The following is a 15,797-nucleotide window of genomic DNA, read 5'->3' as shown; positions in this document are numbered from 1 at the left end:
TGAATTAGTTAACAGTAAAACTTCCTAACTTTGAACCTGAATCACAGAGAATAGTTCCAGATTGCGTTTTCTCACAATATTCAAAATCGATCATGTAGCTATGAGAATGAAGCTTAGGTAATACGTGTCTTCGTAAAATATCACCATTTAATTGATGTATTTTAGCGTTCCAAGAGGTGTGAGGTTGTTCTAGATTAAATTCAATTTCTAACATTTATTCTCCTGTTTCTTAGTGATTTTGTCTTTGTTAAGTAATTGATACCAATGCCTTTGACGGCCTGTTCTTTTTGAGGACATGATTTTTCCTATAAATAATAAATTAAGCAGTACTATCCTATTTATTTTAGGTAGCACAAAGCAATGCCTGATATTAGGCTGAGTGATTAAAGTGAGAATATTTTTGAAGGAGAGAGATTTGGTGCAGCATGGGCATGCTACACCAAGAAAAGCAGTCTTATAGAGGAGTTACTTCAGTCGCTTGAGGACCTTTTTTACCTTGCTCTACGTTGAAGCTTACTTTCTGACCTTCAGTCAGTGTTTTGAAACCGTCAGAAACGATAGCGTTGAAGTGTACGAATACATCTTGACCACCGTTGTCTTGAGATAGGAAGCCAAAGCCTTTAGTTTCGTTAAACCATTTTACTGAGCCGTTTACTTTAGACATAAAAATACCTTTGAATTAAACATTAAAATTTGAATTTGTTTTGTGGATCTTTTCTAAGCTATTGAATGTTCAATCAAGAGGAAGTTGTACGCAGGTGTCTGAATTGGGGGATTCAAGATTTTACTGAGAGGAAACTTAAACTAAATGTTGCATTAACAGCTCTCTTCTAAGAGCCAAGGCCTACTATACACCTTGTTTAGGAAATAGCTACACTTATTTTTAAATATATTTCGACAGCTTGGATTAGTGGGCTGTTCGAAAAATTTGAATAAGTAGCTCAAATAGCAAGGCTCATGATTATTTTTCTTCAATCTAAAATAGAACCATATCGATAGCCATGGCTGAACATGCGGTTTGCAAGCGGCCACAAAGGTAAACGAGGAGAAATAGTATGAGCACATTCAGAGAAATTCGTCAGCTTATTCAATCACAACCCACTGCTGATGGTGACGGAGTGAAAATTCGTCGAGTAGCAGAGTTTAATAATGCGAGCTTTTCTCCATTTTTGATGATGGATGAACTTAAGTCTGACGACCGTGCTGATTATGTGGGTGGCTTTCCTCCTCATCCGCATCGCGGCATCGAGACGCTTACTTATATGTTGAAAGGTCATTTTCAGCATCGTGACCACATGGATAATGTTGGTGAGCTTCGTTCTGGTGGCGCTCAATGGATGGCGGCAGGAAGAGGCGTCATTCATAGTGAGATGCCTATTATGCAGGAAGGTGAATTGCATGGTTTCCAAATTTGGATAAACCAGCCTGCGAAAAATAAGATGGCACCGGCTCAATATCATGACTTTCAACCTGAAACGATAACGGAATTCGAAACTCAAAGCTCGGGTGTTGTTCGCTTGATTGCTGGTCATCTGACGATAAACAACGAACGTATTCAGGGGCCTTTGACAGAAACAGGTGTTGCTGCCACGGTGGCCGATTGGAGAGCGATGGTTGGACAAGCTTTGAATTTGACCACGGAGCAAGACCACAACATGATGATTTACGTTTATAAAGGTCGTGTTCAGTTAAAAGATCGTGAGATCAATCAAGGCAAAATGGCGATTCTATCGAAAGGTGAATGGGTTGAATTACAAGCCGAAAAGGAGAGTGGTGCTCTGATTTTTATTGGCGAACCAATCAATGAACCAGTGGTTCACTATGGCCCTTTTGTAATGAATAGCATGGAAGAAATAGAACAAGCAATCCAAGACTACAATTCAGGATTGTTTGAAACCTACTAGCGTCAACATCCTAACTCCCTTTTCTGTGAGTAGCGCAGTTATCAACAGTTTTGAGCCTGACTATTGGGCTCGACCAGAAGCAAATACGATAATCCACTGCCATCGAATTTGCGTTAGCCACGTCTAATCCACGTGGCTTTTTTCTACTTCTGATTCCATCGCATGATGGCTTCTTTTCCTGCTTCAATACCTAACTCATAAGCTTGACGCAATGGTGCTGGCGAGCGACTCAATCGTTTTAATTTAAATGATTCAGGAGGACAAACTTGGATGATTTCGACTCCCGATGGTGGATTGTCGATCAGTGCTAAAGTTTGATTGTAGCGAACTTCACGCGTCAACATCGGCTCAATTAATCCTGGCGTTTCTTTCAACATCCGTTTGGTTAGTGCGCTGAACTTTCCTTTCGGCTTTTGATAGCTAGAGGGTTGACTGCGTAAAACCATAATCTTTTTGGCTCCTCGCTTTATTGCTTCTGCGACAGGAAGTGCATCAGAAACCCCACCATCAACGTATCGGGTGCCGTTCAGTAAGACACCATTTCGGTAAAGCACGGGAAGCGCGCTGCTGGCTTTCATTGTTTCTGCGAGCTCGTCGACATTAGGAGTATGGTACTCGGCTTGGCCATTGTCTTGACGTGTTACGCCTAAAAAGAAAGGTCTCGAATCCGCTTTTAGTGCGGACTTGTCGATACCAAGCTCTTCGAGAGTGACGTTCCACATCCAATCTAAGTTCATCATATCGCCGCCACGTAGAATCTGAGATGGTGAGATGAATTCTTTCCTTAAACTGTAATCGAGATAGATTTTTAAGTTGCGCCCGGGCATTTTAGCTAAATACGCCGCCAAGTTACTTGCGCCCGCCGATACGCCCCAAAAGCTATCAAATGGAGAGAAATCGTTAGCGAGAAAATGATCGAGTATGCCGCAAGAAAATACACCTCGCATCGCCCCACCTTCGACAATCAATGCACGCTCTCCTACTTGTTCCATCACTGTGTTCCATTCTTTACCTATTGGATGAATAGAATGCAGCTTAACGCATAACGGTTTTATACCCAAGTGGCCCTAAGTGCTAGGGCATCTCCTTAAGTAAAAGAAAAGGGCATCGATGGATGCCCTTTTCATATTAAGCCTAGGGAGTTACAGGTTATTGAGCAGCTCATTTAGTGAAAGCGCACTGAATAAATATGTCACTCCCACACAGAAAGCGGCGCCTGTAATTCCGATACTGATCGTTGTTGTAATTAAAAGAAGTGTCATCTTAGACATACAAGATCAAACTCCTTTTTTATATTTAAGTGGGGCGTTGTGCGTCTGGTTATCGTTTTGAATCATGATGCAAGCGCCCTAAGTTTATTGTTCTAATAAAAGTGATGATCACTTGTCAAAAAAGCAGATAAATAGCACCCAAACTGTCGTTAATGCGAGCAGCGGAGTGAATACTTTCTGTATAGAGGCGCCATCGGTTAGGTTGTAGATTTTGATGGATTCGTTATAGAACGCCCGCTTGAACGCCTTAAAAGAAATATCATTTTTCACATGAGATTGTTCATAGTGTAGGTGTGCTGCGTCTGATAGTTGGTATTCTAAGTCTTGGAGTTCGTACTCTTTGTTAAGAAATGCCTCCCAAGCCGAAAGACGGGCTATCGTTTTTGGAGATTGATTACCCTTTAACTTCTCTAGGCGTTTGGCATAAGCAGCTTGATATTTATCCACGGTGTATTCCTGTCTGAATAGACGTTGAGTTAGAACATTTGTAAAAAGAAAAACGAGCAAAAAAGGGGCTTTACGTTCTATGTCTGTGATAAATGCTAAGGAGCTCAATGGTCTATTTCTCTGATGTCGCGAATAATATTGATTGAACTTAAATGCGACAAACAAAATAATTTACTCAAGATAACAACGAATATTTGTTGCCTTTTAAAGAAAAGCGATAGTGATGCGAAGTGGTGGCTTTGATCGGGAAGAAACCCGCTTTCGTAACGGCTTACGTTTATTGAGAAAAAGTAAACGCTGGAACTATCGCTGGATTGGTGTGAGTTATTTATCGTCAAAAATCATTAATATCAACTATGCTTATAGCTCGACTTTTCGTAAATGAACTCAATTTAGAGGAGCGGAAATAATACTGATTTTTGAGCGTGGGTGAGCTTGGAGGGTTAAGCTAATCCATTGATTAATAAAAAAGTAAAGTAGTACAGAGCTAGGGTGAACTTCAACTTAAAGGTGACGGTATGGATATACAATCAACCATTATTGAATATACGATAGCGATAATAGGCTTACTTTTGACGGGAGTTGCCCTCTGAGCAATACTGCCCAGAGGATAGAAAGTATATTGGCTGTTTGTTAGCGGTTGATATTGTACCGAGCCATTGCAGCTTCTTCTGACGACACAACCGTTTTACCAATTGGTGCGAGTGAAATAACCGCAAGCTTCAGGTGTTGGAGTGCAAACGGAATACCAATGATGGTTACAAAACACGCTGCGGCGGAAAGTACGTGACCGATTGCTAACCAAAGGCCTGCAAAGACAAACCAAAGGACGTTACCGATAACGCCTAGAGGGCTCGTACCAATGTCCATTTCATTGGTCAATTCATCGCGTGAAATGGCTTCTTTTCCGAATGGGAAAAAGGAAAAATTACCCATAACGATACACGCACGCCCCCAAGGTATTCCGATGATGCTAATAAAGGCTAAGATACCGAAAAACCACCATAGCAACCCCATAAATACGCCACCAAATACAAACCAAATGATGTTACCGAGTGTTCTCATTCTATTTCCTTTACTCTTGAATATGACGATGCAGGTTCCTGAGGGTATAGTAATGTAAAACTAGAACCACTCCGTTAATAAACGTGATCCGTTCCCTCATTCACTTGCTTGATAGAATAGCCGCATAAGTATTAACAGAGAATGAATGACTCTCTGAAGCTACGTTTGTTTTAGTATAGAGCGTAATACTCAATTAAGCACATAGCCAAGAATTAAGCTACCTAGAGGTAACTTTCTCGATATATTGACAAATTTGCTCTGCTAACTGATGGCTAGCAATGTTGCGTTTCACTACTTCACTAGCGATTTTTCCAGATTCAACGACGCTAAACCAGTCGAGCAACATCGCATGAAAACCTTTGCTCGTCAGCATTGGCGTCCAATCTTTCAAATTGATTTTTTGCTCTTGGTTCGCTTGCCATCGTTTCCCTTCAACGAAAGAGTCGAATTCCACTGCTTTGTTAGCATAACAAGCTTGAACGCGCTCCACAGTCACACCGAAGTGACGATTCATCGAAGCGTGGAGTAAAGTATCTCCGTGTTGCCACTGAATATCTAAACGCGCCAATTGGTCACCCTCAAGCTGATGCGTTATGTAAGCCTCTTTTAAATCGGTTTTGGCTGTCACGTTAATACTGTCTAATGGGTGAATAAAATCATCAAATATAAAGGTACGAATATCGCCTGGTAGTTGGTGACGGTTCTTTTCCCAGCGTAGCGATTTTAGGTCAGAAATGTTGCCTTGCTGTACCTCTGGCATGTGTTGGTTGTAAAGCGGAATATGACGTCGGTTGAAGCCCACATAAAGTGGTTGTTTTTCTTTTTCGGCAATATCGTACAGTTTTTCCACGTCATCAGCATTGTCCGCTAATGGTTTGTCGACAAAGGTTGGGATTCCATGTTGCAAAAAGAATGCTGCGATTTGAGGATGTACGCTTGTTGCCGCATGAATCATGACAGCATCTACGCCAAAGTGCAGAAGCTGCTGGTAGTCTTGACAGGTCTCTGAGATTCGATATTGCTTAGCCAGACTCTCAAGCACATTTGCGTTGCGGGTACAAAATACAAGTTCGATATTTGGAAGCTGAGTGATAACGGGAAGGTATGCTTTCTGAGCAATATCTCCTAAACCAATAATACCAATTTTCATCCTAGTCCTTATTTCGATGTATGGATGGCAGGTTGTAGTATAACGCTTGGCAAGCTGATGAGTTTAAATGCCTTGTTAGAAAAGAGCCTGACTCACATTTTGAGTCAGGCTTTGTTGGTCCACTTAGGAAGTCGTGCGGCAGTCTTTGAATATATCTAACTTGCCGTCGTAGGCTTGGGTTTGTACATCCATAATGCCTAATAAAGAGTGGAACACGTTATCATGTGAGTACTGGCCTGCCTTTTGCGCTTCATTCGACAAACAGTCGGTGTTGATTTGTTTCACTTGCTTAAAGCCGGAAGATAGCCACATGAGCAAAGGAACACGTTTTTGGAAGTCTGGTGCAAGGCCGTAAGGCATGCCATGTAAGAACAATCCGTTTTCGCCTAATGATTCACCATGATCCGATACGTAGATGAGAGCGGTATTATATTGAGACTCTAATGCTTTGAGTTTGTTGATAGTTTCTGCCAACACAAGATCTGTGTAGCGTATCGTATTGTCGTACGTATTCACGATTTGTTCGACTCTACAGTTTTCTATATCTGCACGTGGGCAGTCTGGTTTGAAAAACGCTTTGTCTCTAGGATAACGCTGGAAGTAGGTAGGACCATGGCTTCCTATAAGATGCATGGCGACAACGCGATTGCCGTGCATATCCGCAACTTCTTGATCAAAGTGATCTAACAGCGCCATATCGTAACAGGTTTGACCGTTACACAGAGGACTTGCTTGCTTTCGGTTCACTTCAATTTTCTTGATCTTGTGGGCGACTTCTTTGTCTCCGCCATCATTTTCTTTCCAGATGAGGTCCACTCCAGCGCGCTGCATGATGTCGAGAGCATTGTCTTGGTTATCTGCCTTGGTCCGTTCAAACTCGCTTCGCGTGAGCTGAGAAAACATGCAAGGCACAGATACTGCAGTTGCAGTGCCACAAGATGCAACCTCTTGAAATGAAATCACATCCAGCTTACTGGTGTAAGGGTTTGTCTCTCGCTTATAGCCATTGAGTTGGTAGTTCTGTGTTCGAGCGGTTTCTCCGACAACAAACACCAGTAGTGTCGGCTTGTTCTGTGCTTGCTTTACTGCGCTATCTGACTGCTTTGCATCGATTCCAATCTCGCGATACGGCTCTGGCGTGGTGAAGTATTTCCCCTTTACATACCCAGTCGCGCTGTAAACGAATTGAGTGGGAATAATGATTTTTTTCAGATAGCTGTTATTGCGACCGACAGATGCATAGTCTTGGTAGTAAACACTGGCAATAACAGCAATTACTGCAAGAGATGACAACATCGACACCAACTTCGTGAGAGAAAAATACAGCAATTGGTGGCGCTGAGATTGCAACTTGACCTTATAGACAATCATCGCAGGGACGCCCCCCATAAGTAGCGTCCAGATTACAGAATAAGTACTCAGGTAAGAGCTTGCCTCGCTCGAATCAGTTTCAGCAATATTAGCAATCATTCCAGAATCGAAAAGTGTGCCATAGTTGTAACTTGCGTAGCTCACCATACTCGAAATTATGAGCAAAATAACAAAGAATGGCTTTCCAACCCAAGGCCAACTAAATAAGTTAAAAAGGAAATTGAGCGCGGCAAGAAAGAAAATGGGTATCGTAATAATAAAACCAATTTTGACATTATCTAGGCTTGAAAAAATACCATTCAGCTCTTTGTAAATAGGAATGTTTACAACCAGCGCGAAATAGAATGCCAACAAGAAAGTAAAGGTAACGTACGAGATACCTTTCTGTTGCAAATTATGTGTCTTCATAAGTAAATGTCTTGAATCAAAATTAGAGCAAGAACGAAGCCCAAACAAAAAGGGCAAGAGTGAGCGCAACAAATACTGCAGCCGAGCCGATATCTTTGGCTCTACCACTGAGCTCGTGCCAGTCATCGCTAACACGGTCGACAACCGCTTCTACGGCGGAATTAATAAGTTCGATGATCAGGACCAATAACAGGCTACTGATCATCAGTACTCTTTCAAATGTGGTGACTGGAAGGAAAAAAGCACAGACGGAAAGCACTAAGGCTAGAATCAATTCTTGTCTGAAGGCGGCTTCGTATTTCCATGCGGCTTTCAATCCCTGAAATGAATAGCCGGTCGCATCCATGACACGGCGTAGACCTGTTTTTCCTGGCTTCAAAATATGACCTTACTACAGCTTAATAATTTAGATTGTGCATCTATCCAAACGATGAAAAGAGACTAATCGTTCTTGCGTGAAACATTTGTGAATGGCATTCATCACACAACGATATAGGGTTTGAATAAGAAAAAAGAGTTGAATTAATCAAGGTCGTAGACGGTATAGCCTTTATTCTGAAGGCATTTTCGCAGTACGAGAGATTGTGTCTTGGTGGAGTCATTGCTTCCACTCAACGCTCCGGCCCCTGCTCCTACAGCACCGCCTGCAGCGGCACCAACAGCAGCTCCACCTATCCCGTTTTCCAGCGCACCAGCTGCTGCCCCAATTAGTGCACCTGTAACTGCGCCATTAGCGGCTTCAGATTTTGCAGCTTACGTTTTGTCTACGTTGTCCGCATACCCTTGGCAATAAAGAAAATCTTGTTCATATTTAGCAGGATCAACATTAGTCATGTCGACAACAGGCTTTTGATTATAAGTACAAGCGCTAAGAGTAGAGGCAAGCGTCATAACCAGAATAAAAGGTTTGTACATGAGTATTATCCATTTGTTCTGTGAATTTATGGATTAAATGTACACTGTTTTATTGTTGAGCTCTGTCGCTGGAGTGTATTGAAGTGTCGTCTTCTGTAAAGGAGGAAAGACGTTAACTTAACTGTCTGATTTTGGAAGACGAAGTGTGAAGCAAGCACCACCAAGTGGGCTATGAGAAATCGAAACCTCACCATGTTGAAGTTCCATTATCTGCCTGACGATCGCCAAACCGAGCCCAAACCCACTCGTGTTTTTGTTTCGGGACTCATCCGCGCTATAAAATGCTTCAAAAAGGTGAGGCCAATGCTGCTCTTCTATACCTATACCATCATCATGTACATGGATTAAACAGCTTTGCTGATCACTTTTTATCTCAACCATAATTTGAGTATTTGCGTATCGCATTGCATTGCGTAGCAGATTATCCAAGGCACGCTTTAGCAGTTTTGGATCGGCGAATGCGCGCGCGTTTTCAGAGTTTGTTTCATTGACTGAGATAGATAATTTGGTCTCTTTTTGCCATCTCTGTTTTAACTCATTAACTAACTTGGCGAGTGCTACGTTTTCTGTTTGCAACGCCGTATCTGGGCGTTCCATTTTGGCGTAATAAAGCAGCTCTTCAACCATGTCTTCCATCTCGTCAATGTCTTCGACGATACTACGTACATGCTTTTTCTGTTGTTCGGTTAATGTAGAGTCCGATAACAAGTCAGCTTGCCACTGCAAACGAAAAATAGGAGTGCGTAATTCATGCGCAACTGCATTGGTCAGCATTTTATTGCTAGTGATCAGGCGAGAAACTTTGTCAGCCATCGTATTAAAGCTTTTGTTCAGCGTTCCAACCGACTTGGCGCTTGAGGTGCTTGCTCGTGCTTTGAAGTTGCCTGAAGCAAACTCGACCGTGACTCTTTCTAACTCACGAATTCGACGGCTCAAAAACCAGATCAGCAGTATGCAATACAGAGCAAATCCGGCTAAAAAGAATAACCATACAATGTTGTCATCAAAGTTAATCGCCTGAATAACTGAGCTATCCGGATCATCGATCATTTTGAAAATAGGGGTGTCCGCATCTAGGCGGAACCATATATCCCTTTCTTCGTCGTAAGCAACGTTAACAGAGGTGTCACTTTCAAATGCTTTTCTGATGTCTTCTGGAAGTTCTTCGAGCGCGTGAGGAATCAACAAGCGATGGCTGGACGTGGCAAATTGTTCAAGCTGTTGCTGAGTGTATTCTAGTCCGTGCTCTTCGTAGATAGGATAGATAAGATCGTGGAAAGCTTGACCTTCTTGCTCTTGTAGCAGGTAATCGTAATCTGTGTTGATCTCATAGACTAAGAATTCGTAACCCCACAAACTCACCATAAATAGAATGATAAGACCGACAAAGCTTTCCAGATAAATCCGTCTCATTATTCATTCCATGCATCAGGCATAAATAGGTAGCCTTTGCCGCGAACCGTGATGATTTTTTGTGGAGAGCAAGAGGCATCGCCTAATTTTTTTCTCAATGTCACAATACGGTTGTCAATGGTGCGATCTGTACCGTCGTACTCAATACCACGTAGTGTTTTCGTTAACCACTCACGTGAGAGTGTTTTTTCTGCGTGTGTTGCGAGAACCCATAATAAATCGAACTCACCGTCAGTCAGCGCAATTTCTTCCTGGTTCATGACGCATGATTTACGTAATCGGTTTAAACACAGCACTCCAATTTGTAGACCGTTTTCGGACTCGGTAGAGGCTGCCTCTTTTCTTCTCAATAGCATGCGAATGCGCGCCAGCAGCACGCGAGGTTTGATTGGCTTGGTAACAAAGTCATCGGCGCCAATTTCTAATGCGGCGACGTGATCAAAGTCGTCATCACTCGCTGTCAGCATCAACACTTTGCCTTTGTAGCATTCACGGATTTGACGACATACGCTCAGGCCGTCTTGTCCAGGTAGCATCAAATCTAACAAAACCACGTCTGGCTGTGTGTCAATAATCGCTTCCGGTGCGTCTGTCCCGTTGTCGATACATTTGACCTGGAAACCTTGTTCAACAAAATACTCTCCCAGCATAGCTTGTAATTTGGGATCGTCTTCCACGATGATTAAAGATGGTTTGATTTGTTGTGCGTTCATTTGAGTGATGTATACAATATTTAATATCACTGGAACTTAAACAAATTTACGAATTATTTCAAATAAAGCTTTCTCAGAATAAGGTTATCGGATGAGTTGATTCGATAAATACCCCAAGTAATGATTCAAACTTAATCATTAATCACATTATGAAGTGTCTAAAAAAGGCGCAACTGTTGCGCCTTAATATGGAATATTAGGGTGAACTTACGTTTTATTCGGTGGTGCACACGACGCTGTTGTCGCTGCCAAAAGCATTGGGAACATAAGCGTCGGCTTGAGGATCGTTTTCCCACTTTGCATCATTGAGCAAGTAGCGGAACTGAACATTCTGCTCTTTAGGTAAGCGCGTTTTAAATTTAAATTGACGGCTTTTCTTCACTAATTTCATCGGTTCTGGCTGCCAGTTGTTAAAATCCCCAGCAATATGGATGGAGTCCCACTGGTCTTTATCTAGCTCGAACGTGACTTCAACTTCATCTTTTGTCTTAAAGAATCTCTTTTTAAGCATTGATCTTTCCTTGTTCGTACAAAAACTGTTCTAACTATTACTCGTGTTTCATAACGATTTCAAGTTTTATCGAATTGTCACTGGTATCAGGTGAAGAACTATCTAAATGATGAATAGCTTAATCGCTATGAGTTCTTGTGAGAGGGGAGCGGTATTGAGAAGCCTCAAGGATATGGAACCGTTAACGTACCAAGTTTTTAGGCGAGGCGGAACTCAGAGTCCGTATCTTGAAGTCAAACCGTTATCATGTATTATCTTAAATCACCATTTTTGTTGATGTAGCTATGTTGAAGTTTAACCGTACATTGTTGACCGCGATAGTTTGTTTAGCCGCTATGCTTTTGAGCAGTGTCGCTCCTATGGCGAAGGCTTCAGCCCCGGTGAAAACAATTGAAGTACGCGATATTATTGTTCAACAGGCTGCTCTGCACAAACAACTTGGCGTCAATGACGACTGCGTTGAATCACATCACGATGAGTCAACTATCAATAAGGTGCAACAGTCTCACACGAGTTGTAGCTCTTCCTGTATGGTCAAAATTCCCGCCAACTTATCTCAAAACGACTTACTGCTTCTTCCTTACAGCCTTGCATTGATTGATAGGCCTTTAGTCGAAAAAGTAGTGACAGTGATCACCAAGCTTTATCGTCCTCCGATTGTTTAATTCCTCATCTCAAATTACTTGGGGTTTCCCCCCTTTTTACCAAATGAAATGATTTGGCATTTGAATGCCACAAGGAAATAAACAATGAAAAAACTACTTGCCTTATGTAGCGCACTTTTACTGACTTTTACCGCTCATGCAGCGCAATTTGAAGAAGGGAAGCACTACAAAGTTCTGGATGTTAAGAAAGCATCGAAACCTGTTGTGACGGAATTCTTTTCTTTTTATTGCCCACATTGCTATAAGTTCGAGTCGCTTATTGAGCGTTTAAAACCTGCTCTGCCAAAAGAGGCAAAGTTTGAAAAGGTACATGTGGGGTTCATGGGCGGAGATATGGCGATTCCGATGGCCAAGTCCTACGCGACGATGGTGTCGCTCGGGGTTGAAGATACAATGATTCCTGCCATGTTTGCCCAAATTCATCAAAAGCGACAAGCGCCAAAAGATGAAGCTGAGCTGAAACAGCTCTTCGTTGATAATGGCGTAGAAGGTAAGAAGTTTGATGCCGCTTACAATAGCTTTGCCGTAAACTCAATGCAGAAAGGCTTTGACAAACAATTTGCAGCCAGCACGTTAAGAGGGGTTCCAGGTGTGGTTGTGAACAATAAATACATTGTTTTGGCCAACGAAATTCGTACTTACGACGAGTACAATCAATTAGTTAATTACTTATTGACGCTGTAACTATAAATAGCATTGATGCTTAAAAATGGCGACGGTAGAGTCGCCATTTTTTATGCTTATCACTTTCGTATTATCTAAGAACGCTTGTACATGCTTGAGTCGGAACACTAGTCATAAATATGGCATGCGGATAAAACAAGCTAGCAGCAGTGATTGCAACATTACATGGCTGAGCAATCGTAGTTTTAATCACATTGGTAAGCACGGCACCTGTATTGTTTACTGTTTGAGCGGCGGCTTGTTGTGCCTGGTAAGACACGCAACCTGTCGTTGCATTGATCATCGCAGTGCTAAACAAAAGTTTGCGAAAAAACATATTCATATCCTTTGTGAATGCTTTGAATTACTTATATGTGGATTGATTCATAAATGAAACAAAACAGTGTTCAAAATATGTGTGCATTCACGAAATGAACATTGTTTTATAAAAAGACGTTTTTTTGTGATCTTAGTACTGGACAGACCAGGTTATGAAACTAAAGCCAATCCGTGCATTACGATTACGCCGAAGGTCAGTTTGCTCCTCATTCCTTGATATCCCTTGGGCTCGGCGTCTTGTTCGACTTTCCTCACGAGTTTTTCTGCATACCAAACAGCAAGATACCCAATTGCTAAGAGTAGGGTAGCGACCGAGTAATGTTTGTGACCCTGCAGTAATGCGCCCCAAGCAAGTAAGACAAAAAGGTTGCTGAGAATTAATATATTTCTGCTAAGGCGGTGGTAGTAATGCTCAATGCCGTTACCCCAAAGGATGCCGGATAAAAAACTTAATATAACGGCGCTGTATGCGATGAAAAATTGCTGGCCACTTAAATTGAACAGTGAGATGTCAGTGAAAATCAGCCCTAAACTAAACACAAATGGAACCAGGCCTAAGTAACCGAGTTGTAGCATGGTTGAGCGTGTTGTCATGGTCGTCACCTTACAATTGTTGCTCTATCATATTGGTAAGCGTAGTACTTGTCGGTGATGTGGAGCTTGGAAAAGTGGCAATAACTTTGCCTTCAGAGCTAATTAGAAACTTATAGAAGTTCCATTTTGGTTTGATGCCAGCTTGGTTAGTAATCTCGCTGAATACGGGGTTTGCATCTACGCCTAATACTGAGGAGCGAGCCATCATTGGAAAGGTGACCCCGTAATCGAGATAACAGACTTTCGCTGTGTTTGTTTCGCTTCCTCTGTCCTGTCGGAAGTCATTACTCGGGAAACCAATGACGGTGAAGTTTTGCTCTTTGTAAGTTTGGTAGAGGGTTTCTAACTGCTCGAACTGAGGAGTGAAGCCGCACTGGCTTGCTGTATTGACGACCAGAAGCGTCTTTCCCTTAAAGCTTTCGCATAGGTCGACTTCTTCTGTTGAATTTAACAACCTTTGCTTACCTTGAAGAATATCAGGGCACTCAGATGCGAGAGCAAGCGAACTCATGGAGATAAAGCCAACGAGAGCGACGAGTTTCAGTAATCCTTTCATGGTGTTGTTCCCTTTGTTTTCAATAAGTATAACTACTCAAGCGCAAAGAGGATCGATCAAAAAAGCCGCACAAATGCGCGGCTTCTGTCACGAGCTGAGATCTGATTATGCCAGTTTCAACTCGAACTGGTTGCGGTACATCACCATGTCTTCAATCGTCAGCACTGGCATGTTGTGCAGGCGACCAAACGCAACGATCTCTGGTGCTTTTGCCATCGTGCCATCTGGGTTGGTCACTTCACATAGTACGCCAGCGGGTTGAAGCCCTGCCATTTGCATCAGGTCAATCGTACCTTCTGTGTGACCACGGCGAGTCATTACACCACCTGGACGTGCGCGCAGAGGGAATACGTGACCCGGACGAGCAAGATCTTCAGGTTTCGCATGCGGGTTTGCCGCCGTTTTAATGGTCGTCACGCGGTCTGCTGCTGAAACACCCGTTGTTACACCAACCTTCGCTTCAATAGAAACCGTAAATGCGGTTTGGTTTGCGCTGTTGTTGTTTACTACCATTGGAGGCAGTTCCAGTTTGTCCGCTTGAGCATCTGTTAAGCACAAACAAACGATGCCGCTACATTCGCGGATCATCAACGCCATTTGCTCGTTGGTGAGGTGCTCGACTGAATAAATGATATCGCCTTCGTTTTCGCGATCTTCATCATCAAGAAGTAGTACGCCACGACCTTCTTTTAAAGCGATAAGTGCGTTTTCAACGCGAGTAATTGGGTCGCCGAATTCGGCAAGTAGTGATGACTGATTCATGGTTAACTCCTAAATTTCACCAGAATCAGGGCGGTATGAGAGATCGTCGTAAAATACGATCAAAAAGAAGTGCACCAGCACTCTTAGCAATCTGACTCGCTATGCTGGTGTATTCTTATTCTCTTTCATCCGGACTATAACCGTCGGCTCTGGCATCTCACCAGATCTGCTGACCTCGACGAATCGAGCGCTCGCGGGCTCACTTGAAAAAGTATACCGCCGGTGGGGAATTTCGCCCCGCCCTGAGAACAATTAAAAATGTGCCACTTCATCCAAGTTGTGAGGAAGTGGAGCTAGGATAGTACTGCGAACTGAATAGCTTGGAAAGTCGATTCCATCTGTATGATGGAAAAGTGTGCTATCGACGGAAATAATCTGTGCGAATAAAGTGATCAATCTGCTGTGGCACGAAGGTGTTGTAAATCAGGCTCGTATGCGTTTGCTTCACTTCGATATGATCTTGCATACCGTCCAGTCTTGTCTCTTCTACGGTAACCGTACCGTCCGACATGGTGTTGTCATTACGGATCAACAATGGGCGAGCGCCAATCGGCATCGTTCCTGCGATACTGCCGAGCTTTTGAGGGAAATCCCAAGCGTCATCATGTTTGTTTAATCCGTGGTGTGGCGAATTGCCTAAAATTGCACCCAATCCGAGATCTTGAATTCGACCTACAATGGACGCGCCTTTAAGAGGCGAACCGATAGCGACAACATGAGAGATTAAGTTAGTGCTCGGTTTTCTGTTGGCGAGATAGCGCTTAATCATCAAGCCTCCCAAGCTGTGTCCCACGAGCACGTTTGTGGTCAGTGGATTAAGCGAATGATCAATAGAATCAAACAGTGAAGACTCATCGATAGCAACAGTGTTATAGCTGAGTACTTGCGTTTCGTATCCGAGTTTTCTCAGCTTTTGGCTAAGAGGCTGCATGACCAGCCCATGCATATAAAGACCATGTAAGATGATGATTTTCATAATACCTCCTATATTTATGACGTCGTAGATATCCTACTCTAATTAACAAAGAACTACTTGTGCTTTGTGGTGCA

19 protein-coding genes, 1 pseudogene and 1 riboswitch are annotated in these 15,797 nt (G+C 42.7%); of the genes and pseudogenes, 3 read left to right on the top strand and 17 right to left on the bottom strand.

The features are described from left to right. Window positions 1-4: 4 nt before the first annotated feature. Window positions 5-214: a hypothetical protein gene (locus tag F7Y48_RS11355; RefSeq protein WP_053807947.1), complete on the bottom strand. Its 210-nt coding sequence runs from the start codon at window positions 212-214 to the stop codon at window positions 5-7. Window positions 215-454: 240 nt separating this feature from the next. Continuing rightward, window positions 455-664, bottom strand: a complete 210-nt coding sequence (locus tag F7Y48_RS11350) for a cold-shock protein (protein ID WP_005396336.1) — start codon at window positions 662-664, stop codon at window positions 455-457. Between the two features lie 391 nt (window positions 665-1,055). Here F7Y48_RS11350 and F7Y48_RS11345 point away from each other — a divergent pair, with 391 nt between their 5' ends. Continuing rightward, window positions 1,056-1,904, top strand: a complete 849-nt coding sequence (locus F7Y48_RS11345; RefSeq protein ID WP_258508594.1) for a pirin family protein — start codon at window positions 1,056-1,058, stop codon at window positions 1,902-1,904. Window positions 1,905-2,047: 143 nt separating this feature from the next. Here the strand turns inward: F7Y48_RS11345 and F7Y48_RS11340 are convergent, their stop codons facing one another. From F7Y48_RS11340 to F7Y48_RS11295, 10 genes and pseudogenes are all read right to left on the bottom strand, one after another. Continuing rightward, window positions 2,048-2,896, bottom strand: coding sequence for a patatin family protein (locus F7Y48_RS11340; protein WP_048624804.1), 849 nt, complete (start codon window positions 2,894-2,896; stop codon window positions 2,048-2,050). Between the two features lie 387 nt (window positions 2,897-3,283). Continuing rightward, window positions 3,284-3,622, bottom strand: a complete 339-nt coding sequence (locus tag F7Y48_RS11335) for a hypothetical protein (protein ID WP_006741201.1) — start codon at window positions 3,620-3,622, stop codon at window positions 3,284-3,286. A gap of 633 nt (window positions 3,623-4,255) precedes the next feature. Then, the gene (locus F7Y48_RS11330) at window positions 4,256-4,687 is read right to left on the bottom strand and encodes a YccF domain-containing protein (RefSeq protein ID WP_005373685.1); all 432 of its coding nucleotides are present in this window, start codon (window positions 4,685-4,687) and stop codon (window positions 4,256-4,258) included. A 217-nt stretch (window positions 4,688-4,904) separates the two neighbouring features. Then, on the bottom strand, window positions 4,905-5,837 hold the full coding sequence (locus tag F7Y48_RS11325) for a Gfo/Idh/MocA family protein (protein ID WP_170901892.1): 933 nt from the start codon (window positions 5,835-5,837) through the stop codon (window positions 4,905-4,907). 123 nt (window positions 5,838-5,960) lie between these two features. Beyond that, window positions 5,961-7,616 carry a phosphoethanolamine--lipid A transferase gene (locus tag F7Y48_RS11320; protein ID WP_316684192.1) on the bottom strand — a complete coding sequence of 552 codons (1,656 nt, stop codon included), beginning with the start codon at window positions 7,614-7,616 and terminating at the stop codon, window positions 5,961-5,963. 22 nt (window positions 7,617-7,638) lie between these two features. Then, window positions 7,639-7,995, bottom strand: a complete 357-nt coding sequence (locus F7Y48_RS11315; protein WP_274612537.1) for a diacylglycerol kinase — start codon at window positions 7,993-7,995, stop codon at window positions 7,639-7,641. Between the two features lie 143 nt (window positions 7,996-8,138). Continuing rightward, a pseudogene (locus F7Y48_RS11310) lies at window positions 8,139-8,531 on the bottom strand (glycine zipper family protein). Window positions 8,532-8,648: 117 nt separating this feature from the next. Next, window positions 8,649-9,944, bottom strand: a complete 1,296-nt coding sequence (locus F7Y48_RS11305; RefSeq protein WP_258508591.1) for an ATP-binding protein — start codon at window positions 9,942-9,944, stop codon at window positions 8,649-8,651. After that, window positions 9,944-10,657, bottom strand: a complete 714-nt coding sequence (locus tag F7Y48_RS11300; RefSeq protein WP_258508582.1) for a response regulator — start codon at window positions 10,655-10,657, stop codon at window positions 9,944-9,946. The genes F7Y48_RS11305 and F7Y48_RS11300 overlap by 1 nt, the downstream gene beginning before the upstream one ends. Before the next feature lie 214 nt (window positions 10,658-10,871). Further along, entirely contained in the window at window positions 10,872-11,168 is a 297-nt protein-coding gene (locus F7Y48_RS11295) for an isoamylase early set domain-containing protein (protein ID WP_005396349.1), read from the bottom strand. A 284-nt stretch (window positions 11,169-11,452) separates the two neighbouring features. On the opposite strand from F7Y48_RS11295, the gene F7Y48_RS11290 reads away from it, so the two are divergent. Beyond that, window positions 11,453-11,833, top strand: a complete 381-nt coding sequence (locus F7Y48_RS11290) for a hypothetical protein (protein ID WP_031780538.1) — start codon at window positions 11,453-11,455, stop codon at window positions 11,831-11,833. A gap of 84 nt (window positions 11,834-11,917) precedes the next feature. Then, complete coding sequence (locus F7Y48_RS11285; RefSeq protein ID WP_005396351.1) at window positions 11,918-12,517, top strand: thiol:disulfide interchange protein DsbA/DsbL; 600 nt, start codon at window positions 11,918-11,920, stop codon at window positions 12,515-12,517. Window positions 12,518-12,587: 70 nt separating this feature from the next. Here F7Y48_RS11285 and F7Y48_RS11280 read toward each other — a convergent pair whose 3' ends face one another. The 5 genes from F7Y48_RS11280 to F7Y48_RS11260 all read right to left on the bottom strand — a co-directional run bounded on the left by F7Y48_RS11280 (window position 12,588) and on the right by F7Y48_RS11260 (window position 15,723). Further along, window positions 12,588-12,833, bottom strand: coding sequence for a hypothetical protein (locus F7Y48_RS11280; RefSeq protein ID WP_005373664.1), 246 nt, complete (start codon window positions 12,831-12,833; stop codon window positions 12,588-12,590). A gap of 152 nt (window positions 12,834-12,985) precedes the next feature. Continuing rightward, window positions 12,986-13,429: a DUF3429 domain-containing protein gene (locus tag F7Y48_RS11275; RefSeq protein WP_258508581.1), complete on the bottom strand. Its 444-nt coding sequence runs from the start codon at window positions 13,427-13,429 to the stop codon at window positions 12,986-12,988. Between the two features lie 10 nt (window positions 13,430-13,439). Then, a complete protein-coding gene (locus F7Y48_RS11270) occupies window positions 13,440-13,985 on the bottom strand; it encodes a glutathione peroxidase (protein ID WP_005396353.1) in 546 nt (181 codons plus the stop codon). Between the two features lie 105 nt (window positions 13,986-14,090). After that, on the bottom strand, window positions 14,091-14,747 hold the full coding sequence (ribB, locus tag F7Y48_RS11265; RefSeq protein WP_006741191.1) for a 3,4-dihydroxy-2-butanone-4-phosphate synthase: 657 nt from the start codon (window positions 14,745-14,747) through the stop codon (window positions 14,091-14,093). Between the two features lie 113 nt (window positions 14,748-14,860). Next, window positions 14,861-15,001, bottom strand: a riboswitch (FMN riboswitch). Between the two features lie 104 nt (window positions 15,002-15,105). Next, window positions 15,106-15,723 (bottom strand): hypothetical protein, encoded by a 618-nt coding sequence (locus tag F7Y48_RS11260; RefSeq protein ID WP_005373653.1) that lies wholly within the window; start codon window positions 15,721-15,723, stop codon window positions 15,106-15,108. Window positions 15,724-15,797 lie beyond the last annotated feature (74 nt).

Source organism: Vibrio sp. 2-1-2a (assembly GCF_032648565.1).
Taxonomy (GTDB): Bacteria; Pseudomonadota; Gammaproteobacteria; order Enterobacterales; family Vibrionaceae; genus Vibrio; species Vibrio diabolicus.
Note: the sequence above shows the minus strand (reverse complement) of the source record. Positions and strands in the feature narration are given on the sequence as shown.